Source organism: Pseudomonas migulae (assembly GCF_043225285.1).
In the GTDB taxonomy this organism is placed as follows: Bacteria; Pseudomonadota; Gammaproteobacteria; order Pseudomonadales; family Pseudomonadaceae; genus Aquipseudomonas; species Aquipseudomonas migulae_C.
In genome coordinates this window covers 4,626,541-4,641,915 of the sequence record NZ_CP171224.1, presented here as the reverse complement: position 1 = coordinate 4,641,915, position 15,375 = coordinate 4,626,541, and the positions used below count along the sequence as shown (strand labels likewise).

Below are 15,375 nucleotides of genomic sequence, written 5' to 3'. Positions count from 1 at the left end.
TTTCGGCGTTTCGTTCGCTGGCGAGGGTGGCTGTTATGCCGTCATCGCCAGCAAACCGGTTCCTACAGGTTAGCGGCCGGCGCGGGATTCACGAATGTAGAAACGCGCTTTTTCAGCTTTTTTGGTGCAGCCTTCATAGGCTTCGAATTGCTGCTGGGTCTTGGCGCCGGTCAGCAACGACAGGGCCTTGGAGTAGCTGACCGTCCCGGCGAACCCCTCGGCCTTGGCCAGGTCCAGTTCATGCCACGCGGCATCGATCTGGCTGCCGCAGCTCTCGCGGTAAGCGGTTTTGCCGGCACAACCGGCGAGTGCCAGGGCAATCAAAGGCACACAGATCCAGGCTTTCATCACTTACACCTCAACATTAGGTAAACAGTCGTGCAGGTAAGACGGTATGGCGCGTGAAAAGTGCCTTGGCCCCGCAGCGGAAACTATAGCGCCCGCGAGAATAACCATCTGCCGCCATGGAGTGTCGAAAAAACGACGCGATCCTCCCGTCGAGCGACCTTGGCGATTGAAGCGCGCCCCCCGATGGGTGCATTGTTGAACCTTGTCAGACGAGGGCGATTCATGAAAAAGCGTGTCGCACTGGTACTGGGTTCGGGTGGGGCCCGGGGCTATGCCCACATTGGTGTCATTGAAGAGATCGAGCGGCGTGGCTACGACATCGCCTGCATCGCCGGATGTTCAATGGGGGCCGTGGTCGGGGGGATTTACGCCGCCGGCAAACTGGATGATTACCGCAACTGGATCGAGAGCCTGGATTACCTCGACGTGCTGCGCCTGGTGGACGTGAGTTTTCGTCTCGGCGCGATTCGCGGGGAAAAGGTCTTCGGGCAGATCCGCAAGATTGTCGGCGAGATCAATATCGAAGACCTGCGCATCCCCTACACGGCCGTGGCTACCGACCTGACCAACCAGCAGGAAATCTGGTTCCAGGAAGGTTGCCTGCACCAGGCCATGCGTGCCTCGGCGGCGATTCCCAGCCTGTTTACCCCGGTGATGCAGGGCAATCGCATGCTGGTGGACGGCGGGATTCTCAACCCGTTGCCAATCGTGCCGGTGGTGTCGAGCCATTGTGATCTGATCATCGCGGTCAATCTCAACTCGACCAACCAGCGCCATTACCAATTGCCGGTGATCCAGCGCCCGGCGAAATTCAAGACCCGCTTCGACAGCCTGATCAATTCGGTAGGCTCGAAGTTGCCCTTCCGCCGCACGCAAGCGGAAAAATTGCTGCTGCTGGAACAGGAAGCGCTGAGCGCAGACGCGGCCGAGATCAACCCGTGGATCGAATCCGCCGAACCTGAAGCGCAGCAGCCGGCCGCCGCCCCCGAACGTGACGGCGCGCCGAAGTCGGCCACCGGTTCGTTCATCATCGACAACGTGGGGCCGGCGTCGTTGCTGGACTTGATCAACCAGAGTTTCGAGGTGATGCAGACGTCGCTGGCGCAGTACAAGATCGCCGGGTATCCGCCGGATATCCTGATCAACGTGCCGAAGCGGGTGTGCCGGTTTTTCGAGTTTTACAAGGCGCCGGAGTTGATCGCGCTGGGGCGGGAGATTGCGCGGGACACGCTGGATCGGTATGAGAACGAGCGGGATTCCTGAGGGTTCTTGGGTGGATGTGAGGGCCTCATCGCGAGCAGGCTCGCTCCCACAGTGGATTGAGGTGAACCACAGATTTTGTGGCCACTAAAAATCAAATGTGGGAGCGAGCCTGCTCGCGATGAGGCCGGATCATCCAACACAAAAACCTACAAGCCACCCTCGCTCAACAACCGATACCCAACCCCCGCCTCGGTCACGATGAACCGTGGCCGGGTCGGGTCATCCATCAGTTTCTGCCGCAAATGCCCAACCACAATCCGCAGATAGTGACTGTCTTCGGTATGGGTCGGCCCCCAGATGTCCTTGAGCAATTGCTGCTGGGTAATCACCCGTCCAGGATGCCGCGCCAGTTGCGCCAGCACCGCGTATTCCTTGCGGGTCAATGCCACTTCGACGCCGTCGAGCAGCACCCGTCGATAGGCCAGGTCCACGGTCAGCGGACCGAACTGCAACGCCGCTTGCTGCGCTTCGCCCACCGGCGCCTGACGCAACAAGGCACGTACCCGGGCCAGGAACTCCTGGATGCCGAACGGCTTGGTCACGTAGTCATTCGCGCCGCCATCCAGCGCTTCGACCTTCTGCCCTTCCCCCGCGCGCACCGACAGTACCAGCACCGGCACGGTCGACCATTCACGAAACTCGCGCAGCACTTGCTGGCCATCCATGTCCGGCAAGCCGAGGTCGAGTACCAGCAAATCGGGTTTGTTCAACGCGGCCTGCGCCAGCCCTTCGGTACCGGTGCCGGCCTCCAGCACTTTGTAGCCCTGGGAAGCGAGGCTGATGCGCAGGAATTTGCGGATCTGCGGTTCGTCGTCGATGACCAAAATGGTCGCGGTCTGGCTCATGAGTTCATATCAACAAAGAGAGGTGGCAAAGAGTAGCGCAGGCACGATCAGGCTTCACCTTCGTACCCCGGTTGTTCCTGCAAGGGCAAGTGCAGCGTGATGCAGGTGCCGCGCCCCTCGATGCCGTCGCCGACACTGATCCGCCCGCCATGCGCACCGACCATGCCCTGACAGATCGCCAGCCCCAGCCCGGTGCCCTGCCCGCCACGATCACCTCGCGCGGCGGTGTAGAACATGTCGAAAATCTTCGCCCGCTCCTCCTGCGGAATACCCGGCCCTTCATCGCTCACCGAGAAAAACAGTTCATTGCCTTCGACCCCGGCGCGCAATTCCAGACGCCCATGGGCCGGTGAAAACCGCGCGGCGTTTTCCAGCACATTGACCAGCGCCTGCTCGATCAACGCGGCGTGGACGTACAGCAGCGGCAACTCGGGCGGCACGTCGGTGCTGACCTGCAACGGGCCGAGCACCGCGCGCAGGCGATTGAGCGAACTGCCGACGATGTCGGCGGGCGACACCCAGTCCCGCGCCAGCTTCAATGCGCCGTGACCGAGACGGGTCATGTCCAGCAGGTTCTGGATGTAGCGGTCGAGGCGCTCGGCTTCATCGCGCGTGCCTTCGAGCAGTTCGCGGCGATCCTCCAAAGGGATCGCCTCGCCCAGCGCCAACAGGCTGTCGATGCTGCCACGCATGGACGTCAGCGGCGTGCGCAAATCGTGGGACACCGAAGCCAGCAAGGCGCTGCGCAGTTGCTCGGTTTCGCCGTGCAGGCGCGCCGCTTCCAGATCGTCGGCCAGTTGTGCCCGGGCCAGCGCCTGGGCCAGCGGTTGGCTCAGGGCCGTGAGCAAACGCCGACGCTGGCCACTCAAGGTCTGGCCTTCCTTGGCACAGACGCCGAGCAGCGCCAGCGGACCGTCTTCCACGGACAGCGGCCACCACCACCAGCGCCCGAACGGCAACGTGCCGGTGCCGGCGCCCGCCGGTTGATCGTGCTGCCAGGCCCAATCGGCGGCGGCGCGTTCGGCTTCGGTGAACGCCAGCGGGCCACCGGTTTCGACTTTCCAGCCGGCCTGACCGTCGCGATTAAGCAGACACAGTTGCAGGTCGCTCCAGCCTTCGAGATGAGAAGCAGCGGCGCTGATCACGGCCTGGCGGTCGGTGGCGGCGGTGAGTTTGCGCGACAGGTCGAGCAGTTCGGTGGTCTCTTCCTGGGTGTCGCGCAACGCCTGCAATTGCCGGCGCTGGCGAGCCGCGAGATTGCCGGTGAGCGCCGCCATCAGCAGGAAGAACAGCAGCGTCAACACGTCTTCTTCGCGCTGGATGCTGAAGGAGAAATTCGGCGGAATGAACAGAAAGTCATAGGTCAGGAACGACAGCGCCGCACAGGCCAGCGCCGGGCCCAGACTGCTGCGCACCGCCACCAGCAACACAGCCGCGAGGAACACCAGCGAGATGTTCGGCAGCGGCAAGACACTCGCCACGGCCCAGGCCAACGCACTGGCCAACAGTGTCGCCACCACGGCCAGCGCGTAGTCGAACCACACCAGCGACTGGGTCGAACGCGGGCGTGGCTGATGCTGTTCGTGATCACTGTCGAGGACGTTGATTTCCAGCCCGCGCGCATCGCGCAGCAAGCGTGACGCCAGCCCGCCGCCGAACAGTCGCCGGCGCAAACGCTGCCGCGACTGGCCGACCAGCACCAGGCTCGCCCGGCGTTCCGCGGCGTGCTGGATCAGGGTTTTCGCCACTTCACCGGCCCGCAACAGCACCACTTCGCCGCCCAGCCTTTCCGCCAGCTGCTGAGCACTTTGCAGGCGCAGGCGCGATTGTTCGTCGCGTACGCTGCCGTTATCCACATGCACCAGGCTCCAAGGCAAGTGCCGACGTTGCGCCACTCGGCTGGCATGCCGCACCAGACGTTCGGCCTGGGCATCGCCATCGACGCCGACCAGCAGACGCCCTCGTACGGCGGGTGCGGCCTGACCGAGCTGGCGATACCCCTGGGCCAGATCGTTATCGACCTGGGCCGCCGCCGTTTGCATCGCCAGTTCACGCAGGGCGGTGAGGTTGGTCTGGGTGAAAAATGCATCGATGGCCGCCCGCGCCTGTTCCGGCACGTAGACCTTGCCGTCGCGCAGGCGCTCGAGCAATTCCCGTGGCGGCAGGTCGATCAGCAGCAGTTCATAGGCTTCCTGCAGCACCCAGTCCGGCAGGGTTTCGCGGACCTGCACGCCGGTGATGCCGCGCACCTGATCGTTGAGACTTTCAAGGTGCTGGACGTTGACCGTGGTGAACACGTCGATGCCGGCGGCGAGCAGTTCCTGGATGTCTTGCCAGCGTTTGGCGTGACGACTGCCGGGGGCGTTGCTGTGGGCCAGTTCGTCCACCAGCACCAGTTTCGGCTTGGCCGCGAGCAGGCCGTCGAGGTCCATTTCCTCGAGCATCACGCCACGGTATTCCGAGCGCACCAGCGGTTGCTGGGGCAAGCCGCCAAGCAATGCTTCGGTTTCGGCGCGACCGTGGGTTTCGACCACGCCGGCGATGACTTTCACGCCCTGGCGCAATTGGGTGTGGGCCGCTTGCAGCATCGCGTAGGTCTTGCCGACGCCGGGTGCGGCGCCGAGGAAAACCTTGAGCCGGCCACGGCCATCGCGGGGCAGGTCTGCTAACAGCGCGTCGGCGCGGCCGGAGTCACTCATGTTTGGGATCTCTTTCTGTTGTTGATGTGGTGACTGTTATGCCGCCTTCGCCGGCAAGCCGGTCTCGCTCCCACATTGGAATGCGATCAACTGTAGGAGTGAGCCTGCTCGCGATTAGCGGCGCCACCGATTTACAACTTTTCCAACGCCAGATTCAGCGCCAACACATTCACCACCGGCGGCCCCACCAAAGGCTGTTCGATGTGCGCGTTCATCAACTGTTGAAGCGTAGACACCGGCACATTCCGCGCCGCCGCAACACGCGCCAGTTGATAGGCAATCGCCGCCGGTGGCAAGTGCGGATCGAGGCCGCTGCCCGAGGTGGTCAGCAGCGCCAGCGGCACCGGCCCCTGGCCCGGCACCAGCAATTTGTTGGCATCGTCGATCACTCGGGTAGCCAGCGCCGGGTTGCTCGGCGAGAGGTTGCTGGCGCTGCTCGACACGGTGGCGAACGCACCCGCCGAAGGCCGTGGATGGAACCAGGCGTCACCGACGAAATCCTGGGCAATCAGGGCCGAGCCACGGACCTTGCCGTCGGCATCGCGCACCAGGCTGCCGTTGGCCTGGTCGGGGAACGCGACCTGAGCGACACCGGTGACCACCAGCGGGTAGGCCACGCCGGTGATCAGGGTCATCAGGACCAGCAGGCTCAGGGCCGGACGTATCATTGTGGACATTTCAAAATCCTCGAATTCGAATGAATAACCTGTAGGAGCGAGCTTGCTCGCGAAGAAAGAGGCCGCGACGCGTTCACTCAGACAGAACGCGTTATCGTTAGCGTCCATCGCGAGCAAGCTCGCTCCTACAGGAGTTGGCGCTTAAACCAGATGCAACGCCGTCAACAGCATGTCGATCGCCTTGATGCCCACGAACGGCACCAGAATCCCGCCCAGCCCGTAGATCAACAGGTTGCGCCGCAGCAACGCCGCCGCACTCGCCGCCTGCACTCGCACACCGCGCAAGGCCAGTGGAATCAGCACGACGATGATCAGGGCGTTGAACACGATCGCCGAGAGAATCGCGCTCTGCGGACTGCTCAGGTGCATGACGTTGAGCACACCGAGTTGCGGATAGATCGAGGCAAACAGCGCCGGCAGAATCGCGAAGTACTTGGCCACGTCGTTGGCGATGGAAAAAGTCGTCAGCGCACCGCGGGTCACCAGCAATTCCTTGCCGATCTGCACCACGTCCAGCAACTTGGTCGGGTCGCTGTCGAGGTCGACCATGTTCGCCGCCTCACGCGCCGCTTGCGTACCATCGTTCATCGCCATGCCGACGTCCGCCTGGGCCAATGCCGGGGCATCGTTGGCGCCGTCGCCGCACATCGCGACCAACCGACCATCGTTCTGTTCGTGGCGAATGCGCGCCAGTTTTTTCTCCGGCGTGGCCTCGGCCAGCACATCGTCGACCCCGGCTTCAGCAGCAATCGCCGCAGCGGTCAGCGGGTTGTCGCCGGTGACCATGACGGTGCGAATCCCCAGCTTGCGAAGTTCTGCAAAACGCTCACGAATGCCTGGCTTGACCACGTCCTTGAGGTGGATGGCGCCGAGCAGTTTGCCGTCGGCGCAGACCAGCAACGGCGTGCCGCCACTCTGGGCGATCTTGTCGATTTCCCGGGACAGCGCGGGGGCCAGGTCAGCGCGTTTCAGACCGACGAACGCCAGCAGAGAATCCACCGCGCCTTTGCGGTACACACGGCCCTGATAGTCGACACCGGACAAGCGCGTCTCGGCGCTGAACGGCACCGCTGTCAGCACGTCGGTGGACGGCTCGGGCTGTGGATGAACACCGCGCAGGTACTCGACGATGGACTTGCCTTCCGCCGTGTCATCGGCCAGCGAGGCGAACAGCGCGCCCTCGGCCATTTCCTTGGCGTTCACGCACGGCGCCGGATAAACCGCGGTGCAACGACGGTTACCGAAGGTGATGGTGCCGGTCTTGTCCAGCAGCAGGACGTGCACGTCCCCCGCCGCTTCCACGGCGCGCCCGGATTTGGCGATCACGTTCAGGCGTACCAGGCGGTCCATCCCGGCGATACCGATGGCCGAGAGCAAACCGCCGATGGTGGTCGGGATGAGCGTGACCAATAACGCCACCAGGAACACCAGCGGCAGGCTGCCATTGGCGAAGTGGGCGAACGGTTGCAGGGTCACGACCACCAGCAGGAAGATCAGGGTCAGGCCGATCAGCAGGATGTCGAGCGCCACTTCGTTGGGGGTCTTCTGGCGCTTGGCGCCTTCGACCAGCGCGATCATGCGGTCCAGGGTCGACTCGCCGGGGTTGGCGGTGATGCGCACCAGCAGCCAGTCGGACACCAGCCGGGTGTTGCCGGTGACGGCCGAACGGTCGCCGCCGGATTCGCGAATCACCGGCGCGGATTCCCCGGTAATCGCTGCTTCGTTGACCGCCGCGATGCCTTCGATGACCTCGCCGTCGCCGGGGATCATTTCCCCGGCTTCGACGCGCACCACATCGCCCTTGCGCAGGCTGGTCGCCGGCACCACTTGAAAGGCGCCGTTGGCGGTTTTGCGGCGGGCGCTCAAGCCTTCGCTGCCGGCCTTGAGGCTGTCGGCGCGGGCCTTGCCGCGACCTTCGGCCAAGGCTTCGGCGAAGTTGGCGAACAGCACGGTGAACCACAGCCACAAGGCGATTTGCGCGGCGACGAAAGTCGGCACGGCGCTGTCGGGAATGAAGCACAGCACGGTGGTCAGCACGGCGGTCAGTTCGACCACCAGCATCACCGGCGCACGCTGCAATTGCCGTGGGTCGAGCTTGACGAAGGCTTGCACCAGCGCCGGACGCCACAGGGCCGAGATCGCGGTTTTCGGTTGTTCCGGTGCTTTGGCGGCAACCGGTTTAACTACGGGCATATTCATCATTGATTCCTTAGAAGCCCATGCTCAAGTGTTCAGCAATCGGACCCAGCGCCAGCGTCGGCAGAAAGGTCAAACCACCCACCAGCAAAATGGTCACGGTCAGCAAGGTCACGAACAGCGGGCCGTGGGTCGGGAAGCTGTTCTGGCCGATCGGAGCGGTTTTCTTCATCGCCAGGCTGCCGGCCAGGGCCAGTACCGGGAGGATGTAACCGAAGCGACCGATTAACATGCCCAGACCGAGCATCAGGTTGTGAAACGCGGTGTTGGCGCCGAAGCCGCCGAACGCCGAACCGTTGTTGGCACTGGCCGAGGTGTAGGCGTAAAGCAACTGGCTGAAACCGTGGGCGCCAGGGTTACTCACGGAGGCCACCGGGCCCGGCAGGCTCGCGGCGATTGCGCCGAGCACCAGCACGCCAACCGGCATCACCAGCAGGGTCACCACCAGCAATTGCACTTCCTTCGCTTGCAGTTTCTTGCCGAGGTATTCCGGGGTGCGGCCGATCATCAGGCCGGCGAGGAATACGGCGATCAGCACGTTGAGCAACATGCCGTAGAGGCCGGCGCCGACGCCGCCGAAGATCACTTCGCCGACCATCATGTTGACCATCGCGACCATGCCGGTCAGCGGGTTGAGGCTGTCGTGCATGGCGTTGACCGAGCCGTTGGACGCCGCCGTGGTGGTCACCGACCACAACACGGTCGCGGTGGTGCCGAAGCGCGCTTCCTTGCCTTCCAGCGGCGCGGTCTGTTCGACAGCGACGTTGTTGAGGCTCGGGTTCGGCTGGTATTCAGCCCACAGCGAAGTCGCGCCGCCGATCAGGAACAGCGCCAGCATGCAGGCGATGATCGCGCGGCTCTGACGCAGGTCTTTCACGTAGTGGCCGAAGGTGAACACCAGCGCGACCGGGATCAGGATGATCGAGGCCATTTCGAACAGGTTGGCCCACGCCGTCGGGTTCTCGAACGGGTGCGCCGAGTTGACGCCGAAGAAGCCACCACCGTTGGTGCCCAGTTGCTTGATCGCAATCTGGCTGGCGGCCGGGCCGAGCGGTATCACCTGATCGACGCCCTGCATCGTCACCGCATTCACGTACTGCGCGAAGGTTTGCGGCACGCCCTGCCAGACCAGGTAAAGCGCCAGCAGCAGGCACAGCGGCAGCAGGCCGTAGAGGGTGGCGCGGGTCATGTCGACCCAGAAGTTGCCCAGGGTAGGGGTCGACTCGCGCCCGATACCGCGGCGCCCTATACCTCGACAGAGTGCAACCAACACAGCGAGGCCGGTGGCGGCGCTGACGAAGTTCTGCACGGTGAGGCCGGCCATCTGGCTCAGGTAACTCAGCGAGGCTTCGCCGCTGTAGGCCTGCCAGTTGGTGTTGGTCATGAAGCTGACGGCGGTGTTGAACGCCAGCGTCCACTCCTGCCCCGGCAGGTTTTGCGGGTTGAGCGGCAAGTGGTCCTGGAACAACAGAATCACGAACAACAGCAGGAAGCCCGCGAGGTTGAACGCGAGCAACGCAAGCGTGTATTTCTGCCAGCTCTGTTCGTCCTGCGGATCCACGCCGGCCACTCGATAACAACCACGTTCGACCGGTCCGAGGATCGGTGTCAGCCAGGTGCGCTGGCCTTCCATGACCTTGTAGTAGAACCGTCCGAGAAACGGTGCCGGGATCAGCACCACGGCGAAGAAGGCCAGGATCAGCCAATAGTCATAACTGTGCATAGCCGCTCCTAGTTCCGGTCCGCGCGCAACAGCGCAACCAACAGATAAATGAACAGCCCCACTGCCAACAGCAGTGACACCCCGTCCAGAACGCTCATGGAAGTTCTCCGTGTTACGGCGTATTGCCGCGTGTGGAGCCATTGTCGGAAGGAAGGCTGTAAAGGAACGAGACCGAGGGGTGTGGCGGGGCATAAAGAAAGCGTAAAGAGTGGGTTTATGCGGGCGTTACAGCTTGGTTTTGTGGTGTCTGTTCTGCCGTCTTCGTGAGCAGGCTCGCTCCCACAGGGGACGAGGTTGCATCGACAACCGCATATCCTTGTGGGAGCGGGCTTGCCCGCGAAGACGGCATAACAGACACCAACGCCCTCAACTGATGCACAAGAAAAGCCCATTCAGCAGCGAACATCCCCGATACGACACCTTTTTACGCTTTACGACCGCCCCCACAATACTGGCACGCCCACTGCACACGCCCTCCCCCCGAGCTGTCCAAACCGTTCAGGGAGCAAACGCATGAACACACAACTCAAACCCACGCTGGGCACGCTGCACCTCTGGGGCATCGCGGTCGGGCTGGTGATTTCCGGTGAGTACTTCGGCTGGAGTTACGGCTGGGGCGTGGCCGGGACTCTGGGCTTTCTGGTGACCTCGTTCATGGTCGCCACGATGTACACCTGCTTCATCTTCAGCTTCACCGAGCTGACCACCGCCATTCCTCATGCCGGCGGTCCCTTTGCCTACAGCCGCCGCGCCTTTGGCGAGAAAGGCGGATTGATCGCCGGGCTGGCGACGCTGATCGAATTCGTCTTCGCCCCACCGGCCATCGCCCTGGCGATCGGCGCCTACCTGAATGTGCAGTTTCCGGCGCTCGACCCGAAGCACGCAGCGGTCGGTGCGTACATCGTGTTCATGGGCCTGAATATCCTCGGGGTGAAACTGGCGGCGACCTTCGAACTGGTGGTCTGCGTGCTGGCCGTTGCCGAACTGCTGGTGTTCATGGGCGTGGTCGCCCCGGCGTTCAGCTTCAGTAACTTCGCGCTCAATGGCTGGGCCGGTTCAGATGTGTTCGGCGCACCGGCAATTGCCGGGATGTTCGCCGCGATTCCATTCGCGATCTGGTTCTTCCTCGCCATCGAAGGCGCCGCCATGGCCGCCGAAGAAGCCAAGGACCCGAAACGCACGATTCCCAAGGCCTACATCAGCGGCATCCTGACCCTGGTGCTGTTGGCGATGGGCGTGATGTTCTTCGCCGGCGGCGTCGGCGACTGGCGCACCCTGTCGAACATCAACGACCCGCTGCCGCAAGCGATGAAAACCGTGGTCGGCGAAAGCTCCGGCTGGCTGCACATGCTGGTGTGGATCGGCCTGTTCGGCCTGGTGGCGAGTTTTCACGGGATCATCCTCGGCTACTCGCGACAGTTCTTCGCCCTCGCCCGTGCCGGTTACCTGCCGGCGTCACTGGCGAAATTGTCGCGCTTCCAGACCCCGCACCGGGCGATCATCGCCGGCGGCATCATCGGTATCGCGGCAATCTACAGCGATGGCCTGATCAATCTGGGCGGCATGACGCTGACAGCGGCGATGATTACCATGGCGGTGTTCGGTGCGATCGTGATGTACATCATGAGCATGCTCAGCCTGTTCAAACTGCGTAAAACCGAGCCAAACCTGGAACGCACCTTCCGCGCGCCGTGTTATCCGTTGGTGCCCGCGATTGCGTTGGTGCTGGCGGTGGTGTGCCTGGTCGCGATGGCCTGGTTCAACGCGCTGATCGGCCTGATCTTCCTCGGCTTCATGGTGGTGGGTTTCGTGTACTTCATGCTGACCGCGCAGTTGCGGGCGGATGCACCGGCGGACGCGATGCTCACCGGGTTGTAAACAGCCACCGTGCCACGGTCATATCAGGCATAGAATGGAACCACTGCGAAAATGAATCGCTCAAAGTGGTATGCACGATCGATTGGCGAAATCCGCCAATCGGCCTGCCCTCAAGGAGAGCCCTATGCCCTGGTATGCCTGGTTGATTCTGGTCGTTGCAATCGGCTCGATCGTCGGTGGTCTGATGATGCTGCGTGACACCGCCAACAAGGTCGAACTGACCGAAGAACAGCGTAAACGTGTTGCTGAACGCAATGCGCAAGCGGATGCCAAGGATGCGCAGGACCGCTGAAACAAAAAAACCCGCTTCTAATCGCGGGTTTTTTTCTTCCCTTAGGAGCGAGATTGCTCCGGGCGGCGTCTCGACGATGGACGTCAACGATAACGCGTGTACTCAAGATAAACGCGTCTCCCTCGTGCCATCTCAATAAATTCGCTATGACGAAGTTCGACGCATCTGCATGCTTTTTAGAAGTAGAAGTACAGTCACCATCCCATTTTCATTGGTTAAGATGACGCATTGTTGCGGAGATACAAGATGCGTTACTCGCAGGACCATAAAGCTCAGACCCACCAACGCATCATCAAGGAAGCTGCAGCGCGATTTCGCCGTGACGGGATCAGCGCAACCGGCCTGCAACCTTTGATGAAAGCGCTGGGGTTGACCCACGGTGGCTTTTATTCGCACTTCAAGTCCAAGGATGAGCTGGTAGAAAAAGCCTTGCAGGCTGCTGGTGCCGAGGTTGAAGTCGTCTGCGCCGAACTGTTTGCGCAGGAACGCCCACTGGAGGCGTTCATCGATACCTACTTGTCCGAATGGCACCAGACCTCACCCCATGAAGGGTGCCCGCTGCCGACCATGTCATCCGAACTCGGCCTGCGCGGCCAGCCAAGTCCGACTTCCGATGTGGTGCTCAATGCACGGCTGGAACAGATAGAAGGCACCCTCGAAGGCGAGGATGCCGCCGACCGGAGCATCTTCATCATGTCTGCCCTGGTCGGGGCGCTGCTGCTGTCGCGCAGTGTCGAGAGCGCCGAGCTGGCTCAGCGGATTCTCGACGTCACACGCGATCACCTGAAGCATTCGCTGGACTAACCCTGCCAGCGTTTGAACAACACGCTGGCATTGACCCCGCCAAAGCCAAAGCCGTTGGACAGCGCATACTCAATCGCCATCGATCGCGCCTGACCGTGGACGATGTCCACCCCTTGCGCCGCCGGGTCCGGGGTTTCAAAGTTGAGGGTTGCCGGCACCACCTGATCGCGAATCGCCAAAAGGGTGAAGATCGCCTCGATCCCGCCCGCTGCACCGAGCAGATGCCCGGTCGCGGATTTGGTCGAAGTCACTGCAATGCCATTGTTCGCGCCGAACAGTGACTTGATCGCGGCCAGTTCACCGAGGTCGCCAACCGGCGTCGAGGTTGCATGCGCATTGAGATGTTGCACCTGTGAGGGCGAAATACCCGCCTGGGCCAACGCCAGTGACATCGCCCGTCGCGCCCCGCTGCCATCCTCAGGCCCCGCGGTCAGGTGATAGGCGTCGGCGCTGGTGCCGTAACCGACCAGCTCCGCCAGCGGTTGTGCACCTCGAGCCAGGGCATGCTCCAGGGACTCGATCACCAGAAGGCCCGAGCCCTCGCCCATGACGAAACCATCGCGATCACTGTCGAAAGGACGCGAAGCGCGTTCCGGGGTGTCGTTGAAGCCGCTGGACAAGGCCCGGGCGGCGGCAAACCCGGCGAGGCTGACGCGATCGATCGCCGCTTCCGCACCGCCACACACCGCAATATCCGCCTCGCCACTACGAATCAGCCGCGCCGCGTCGCCAATCGCCTGAACCCCGGCCGCGCAGGCCGTTACCGGAGCCCCCAAGGGGCCTTTGAAGCCATGCTGGATCGACACATGCCCGGCAGCGAGGTTGACCAGAAAGGACGGGATCGTAAATGGCGACAAACGCCGCGGCCCACGGCTGTCCGTGGTGCGCACCGCGTCGGCGATCGCGCCGAAACCACCGACACCCGAACCGATAATGGTAGCCGTGCGCTCCTGGGCCTCAACGTCCTGCGCCTGCCAACCGGCTTGCTCCAGCGCCTGACGCGCCGCCTCCATGGCAAACAGGATGAAGCGGTCCATCTTCTTCTGTTCTTTGGGGGGCGTGGCCCGGTCAGGATCAAAGCCCGCCTCGGCGTCTTCAGCCAGCATTGGCACGGAACCGCCCACCTTGGCCGGCAGATCTGCGACGACGTCGTCCGGCAAATTGCGCAACCCGGAGCGCCCGGCCAGCAGACGTGCCCAGACCGCCTCGACTCCGCTACCCAGCGGCGACACCAGCCCCATACCTGTTACAACCACTCGACGATCACTCATACCGCAACGTCCTCATGCCGATTACTGGCGTTTTATTTGTAACGCGCAGCGGCTTTGCTTTTGGAAAGGTTTGGCGCCATCACATGCCGCGCTGCAACAAAGGCGTTCCAGTCAGCGGCATCCGGTAACGAAGGAATGGTGACCAACTCACCCTGGTCCAGGCCCGACAGCGCCGCATCGACCATTTCACCCGCTTCCATGACCATGTCCGCCGGGATCTGGCTGGCGTCGATACCGGAACGCTCCCAGATTTCGGTGCGCGTTACGCCGGGCAACACGGCTTGCACCTTGACGCCGGTGCCGTCTAGCTCGGCGTTCAACGACTGGGTCAGGCTTAGCACATAAGCTTTGCTGGCACTGTATGTGGCGTTGAAACGCTCGGGAAACAGTGCCACCACTGAAGCGATATTGATGATCGTGCCTCGTCCAGCCTTGGCAAAACTGGCGGCCGCCACCGATGCCAGCCGGGTGACGGTGGTGACGTTCAGTTGAATCAGCTTTTCCAGCTGATCCATGTCTGAATTGGCCAACAAACCATCCGTTGCGACACCGGCATTGTTCAGCAACAGGCTGATACTTGAGTCACTGCGAAGGCGCTGCTCCAACTTCAGCACATCATCTTTTTGCGTGAGATCCGCCTTCAACACTTCGACCTGAACACCATGCTCGGCGCGCAACTTGCTCGCGGCGGCCTCCAGCCGCTGCTCGTCACGCGCAACCAGCAACAAATCAAAACCGCGCTTCGCCAGTCGATCAGCATAGACCGCGCCGATGCCTGAGGAAGCACCCGTGACGAGGGCCGTACCTTGGGTCTGAACAGAATTCATGGCAGTGCTCCTGGAAGAACCTGGGATAAGAAAAGGCGCCGAAATCTCGGAACGCTTCGGCGATGGCGTGATTATTATAGGCATAATCCAAACGCAATATGATAGACGTAATTTTTCATGAGACGACCGAAGGCGTCAGACTCCACCTGAGCCGAAATGCAAAAAGGCCGGTCAATGACCGGCCTCTGGCGCTGGATTACAAGCTTAGTTCACATCGAGCTTTTCGCGGTTCTTATCCAGAATCGCTTTACCGATGCCTTTGACTTCGAGCAATTCGTCTACCGAGGCAAACGGCCCATTGCTCTCCCTATATGCAACAATCGCCTTGGCCTTCGCCTCTCCCACACCCGCCAGTTCTCGCTGCAGGGTCGGCGCATCAGCCAGGTTCAGGTCGACCTTTTCCGACTGGGTTTCAGGTGAAATCTCCACGACCAGAGGTGCGTTACCCGCCTCAGGTTTGGCTGTCGGCGCAGCGATGGCTGCAACAGAGACGCTGGCGAGCAAGGCAAAAACCAGAGAGTGGAAGTAACCAGTATGCATAAGTGACGCTCC

General features: G+C 62.2%; 14 protein-coding genes. 4 read left to right on the top strand and 10 right to left on the bottom strand.

Translation table 11 applies throughout. From position 1 onward, the window contains the following. Positions 1-69: 69 nt before the first annotated feature. Positions 70-348 carry a hypothetical protein gene (locus ACF6ZU_RS21290; protein WP_392886710.1) on the bottom strand — a complete coding sequence of 93 codons (279 nt, stop codon included), beginning with the start codon at positions 346-348 and terminating at the stop codon, positions 70-72. 222 nt (positions 349-570) lie between these two features. On the opposite strand from ACF6ZU_RS21290, the gene ACF6ZU_RS21285 reads away from it, so the two are divergent. Continuing rightward, positions 571-1,611: a patatin-like phospholipase family protein gene (locus ACF6ZU_RS21285; RefSeq protein ID WP_392886708.1), complete on the top strand. Its 1,041-nt coding sequence runs from the start codon at positions 571-573 to the stop codon at positions 1,609-1,611. Positions 1,612-1,757: 146 nt separating this feature from the next. Here ACF6ZU_RS21285 and ACF6ZU_RS21280 read toward each other — a convergent pair whose 3' ends face one another. The 6 genes from ACF6ZU_RS21280 to kdpF form a co-directional block, all read right to left on the bottom strand. Then, complete coding sequence (locus ACF6ZU_RS21280) at positions 1,758-2,456, bottom strand: response regulator (RefSeq protein ID WP_392886706.1); 699 nt, start codon at positions 2,454-2,456, stop codon at positions 1,758-1,760. A 47-nt stretch (positions 2,457-2,503) separates the two neighbouring features. Beyond that, entirely contained in the window at positions 2,504-5,155 is a 2,652-nt protein-coding gene (locus ACF6ZU_RS21275; RefSeq protein ID WP_392886704.1) for a DUF4118 domain-containing protein, read from the bottom strand. 131 nt (positions 5,156-5,286) lie between these two features. Continuing rightward, positions 5,287-5,832: a potassium-transporting ATPase subunit KdpC gene (gene kdpC, locus ACF6ZU_RS21270; protein WP_392886702.1), complete on the bottom strand. Its 546-nt coding sequence runs from the start codon at positions 5,830-5,832 to the stop codon at positions 5,287-5,289. Positions 5,833-5,973: 141 nt separating this feature from the next. Then, the gene (gene kdpB / locus ACF6ZU_RS21265; RefSeq protein WP_392886700.1) at positions 5,974-8,031 is read right to left on the bottom strand and encodes a potassium-transporting ATPase subunit KdpB; all 2,058 of its coding nucleotides are present in this window, start codon (positions 8,029-8,031) and stop codon (positions 5,974-5,976) included. Positions 8,032-8,041: 10 nt separating this feature from the next. Further along, positions 8,042-9,751 (bottom strand): potassium-transporting ATPase subunit KdpA, encoded by a 1,710-nt coding sequence (gene kdpA / locus ACF6ZU_RS21260; protein ID WP_392886697.1) that lies wholly within the window; start codon positions 9,749-9,751, stop codon positions 8,042-8,044. Between the two features lie 8 nt (positions 9,752-9,759). Next, positions 9,760-9,849, bottom strand: coding sequence for a K(+)-transporting ATPase subunit F (kdpF, locus tag ACF6ZU_RS21255; RefSeq protein ID WP_007899818.1), 90 nt, complete (start codon positions 9,847-9,849; stop codon positions 9,760-9,762). 415 nt (positions 9,850-10,264) lie between these two features. Between kdpF and eat the strand changes: the two genes are divergently transcribed. From eat to ACF6ZU_RS21240, 3 genes are all read left to right on the top strand, one after another. Further along, positions 10,265-11,629 carry an ethanolamine permease gene (eat, locus tag ACF6ZU_RS21250; RefSeq protein ID WP_392886688.1) on the top strand — a complete coding sequence of 455 codons (1,365 nt, stop codon included), beginning with the start codon at positions 10,265-10,267 and terminating at the stop codon, positions 11,627-11,629. 124 nt (positions 11,630-11,753) lie between these two features. Continuing rightward, the gene (locus ACF6ZU_RS21245) at positions 11,754-11,921 is read left to right on the top strand and encodes a DUF2897 family protein (RefSeq protein WP_064678955.1); all 168 of its coding nucleotides are present in this window, start codon (positions 11,754-11,756) and stop codon (positions 11,919-11,921) included. Positions 11,922-12,167: 246 nt separating this feature from the next. Next, entirely contained in the window at positions 12,168-12,725 is a 558-nt protein-coding gene (locus ACF6ZU_RS21240) for a TetR/AcrR family transcriptional regulator (RefSeq protein ID WP_392886685.1), read from the top strand. Here the strand turns inward: ACF6ZU_RS21240 and fabF are convergent. The 3 genes from fabF to ACF6ZU_RS21225 form a co-directional block, all read right to left on the bottom strand. Beyond that, the gene (gene fabF / locus ACF6ZU_RS21235; protein WP_392886683.1) at positions 12,722-13,996 is read right to left on the bottom strand and encodes a beta-ketoacyl-ACP synthase II; all 1,275 of its coding nucleotides are present in this window, start codon (positions 13,994-13,996) and stop codon (positions 12,722-12,724) included. The genes ACF6ZU_RS21240 and fabF overlap by 4 nt on opposite strands. A gap of 32 nt (positions 13,997-14,028) precedes the next feature. Further along, on the bottom strand, positions 14,029-14,823 hold the full coding sequence (locus ACF6ZU_RS21230; protein WP_392886681.1) for an SDR family NAD(P)-dependent oxidoreductase: 795 nt from the start codon (positions 14,821-14,823) through the stop codon (positions 14,029-14,031). A 204-nt stretch (positions 14,824-15,027) separates the two neighbouring features. Beyond that, on the bottom strand, positions 15,028-15,363 hold the full coding sequence (locus ACF6ZU_RS21225) for a ComEA family DNA-binding protein (RefSeq protein WP_392886679.1): 336 nt from the start codon (positions 15,361-15,363) through the stop codon (positions 15,028-15,030). Between the last annotated feature and the right edge of the window lie 12 nt (positions 15,364-15,375).

Excerpts from the sequence above, each read along its gene's own strand:
- ACF6ZU_RS21240 (WP_392886685.1), top strand. The coding sequence starts at position 12,168 with ATGCGTTACTCGCAGGACCATAAAGCTCAGACCCACCAACGCATCATC.
- ACF6ZU_RS21285 (WP_392886708.1), top strand. The coding sequence starts at position 571 with ATGAAAAAGCGTGTCGCACTGGTACTGGGTTCGGGTGGGGCCCGGGGC.
- fabF (WP_392886683.1), bottom strand. The coding sequence starts at position 13,996 with ATGAGTGATCGTCGAGTGGTTGTAACAGGTATGGGGCTGGTGTCGCCG.
- ACF6ZU_RS21230 (WP_392886681.1), bottom strand. The coding sequence starts at position 14,823 with ATGAATTCTGTTCAGACCCAAGGTACGGCCCTCGTCACGGGTGCTTCC.
- ACF6ZU_RS21275 (WP_392886704.1), bottom strand. The coding sequence starts at position 5,155 with ATGAGTGACTCCGGCCGCGCCGACGCGCTGTTAGCAGACCTGCCCCGC.
- ACF6ZU_RS21245 (WP_064678955.1), top strand. The coding sequence starts at position 11,754 with ATGCCCTGGTATGCCTGGTTGATTCTGGTCGTTGCAATCGGCTCGATC.
- ACF6ZU_RS21280 (WP_392886706.1), bottom strand. The coding sequence starts at position 2,456 with ATGAGCCAGACCGCGACCATTTTGGTCATCGACGACGAACCGCAGATC.
- kdpC (WP_392886702.1), bottom strand. The coding sequence starts at position 5,832 with ATGTCCACAATGATACGTCCGGCCCTGAGCCTGCTGGTCCTGATGACC.
- eat (WP_392886688.1), top strand. The coding sequence starts at position 10,265 with ATGAACACACAACTCAAACCCACGCTGGGCACGCTGCACCTCTGGGGC.
- kdpF (WP_007899818.1), bottom strand. The coding sequence starts at position 9,849 with ATGAGCGTTCTGGACGGGGTGTCACTGCTGTTGGCAGTGGGGCTGTTC.
- kdpB (WP_392886700.1), bottom strand. The coding sequence starts at position 8,031 with ATGAATATGCCCGTAGTTAAACCGGTTGCCGCCAAAGCACCGGAACAA.
- ACF6ZU_RS21290 (WP_392886710.1), bottom strand. The coding sequence starts at position 348 with ATGAAAGCCTGGATCTGTGTGCCTTTGATTGCCCTGGCACTCGCCGGT.
- kdpA (WP_392886697.1), bottom strand. The coding sequence starts at position 9,751 with ATGCACAGTTATGACTATTGGCTGATCCTGGCCTTCTTCGCCGTGGTG.
- ACF6ZU_RS21225 (WP_392886679.1), bottom strand. The coding sequence starts at position 15,363 with ATGCATACTGGTTACTTCCACTCTCTGGTTTTTGCCTTGCTCGCCAGC.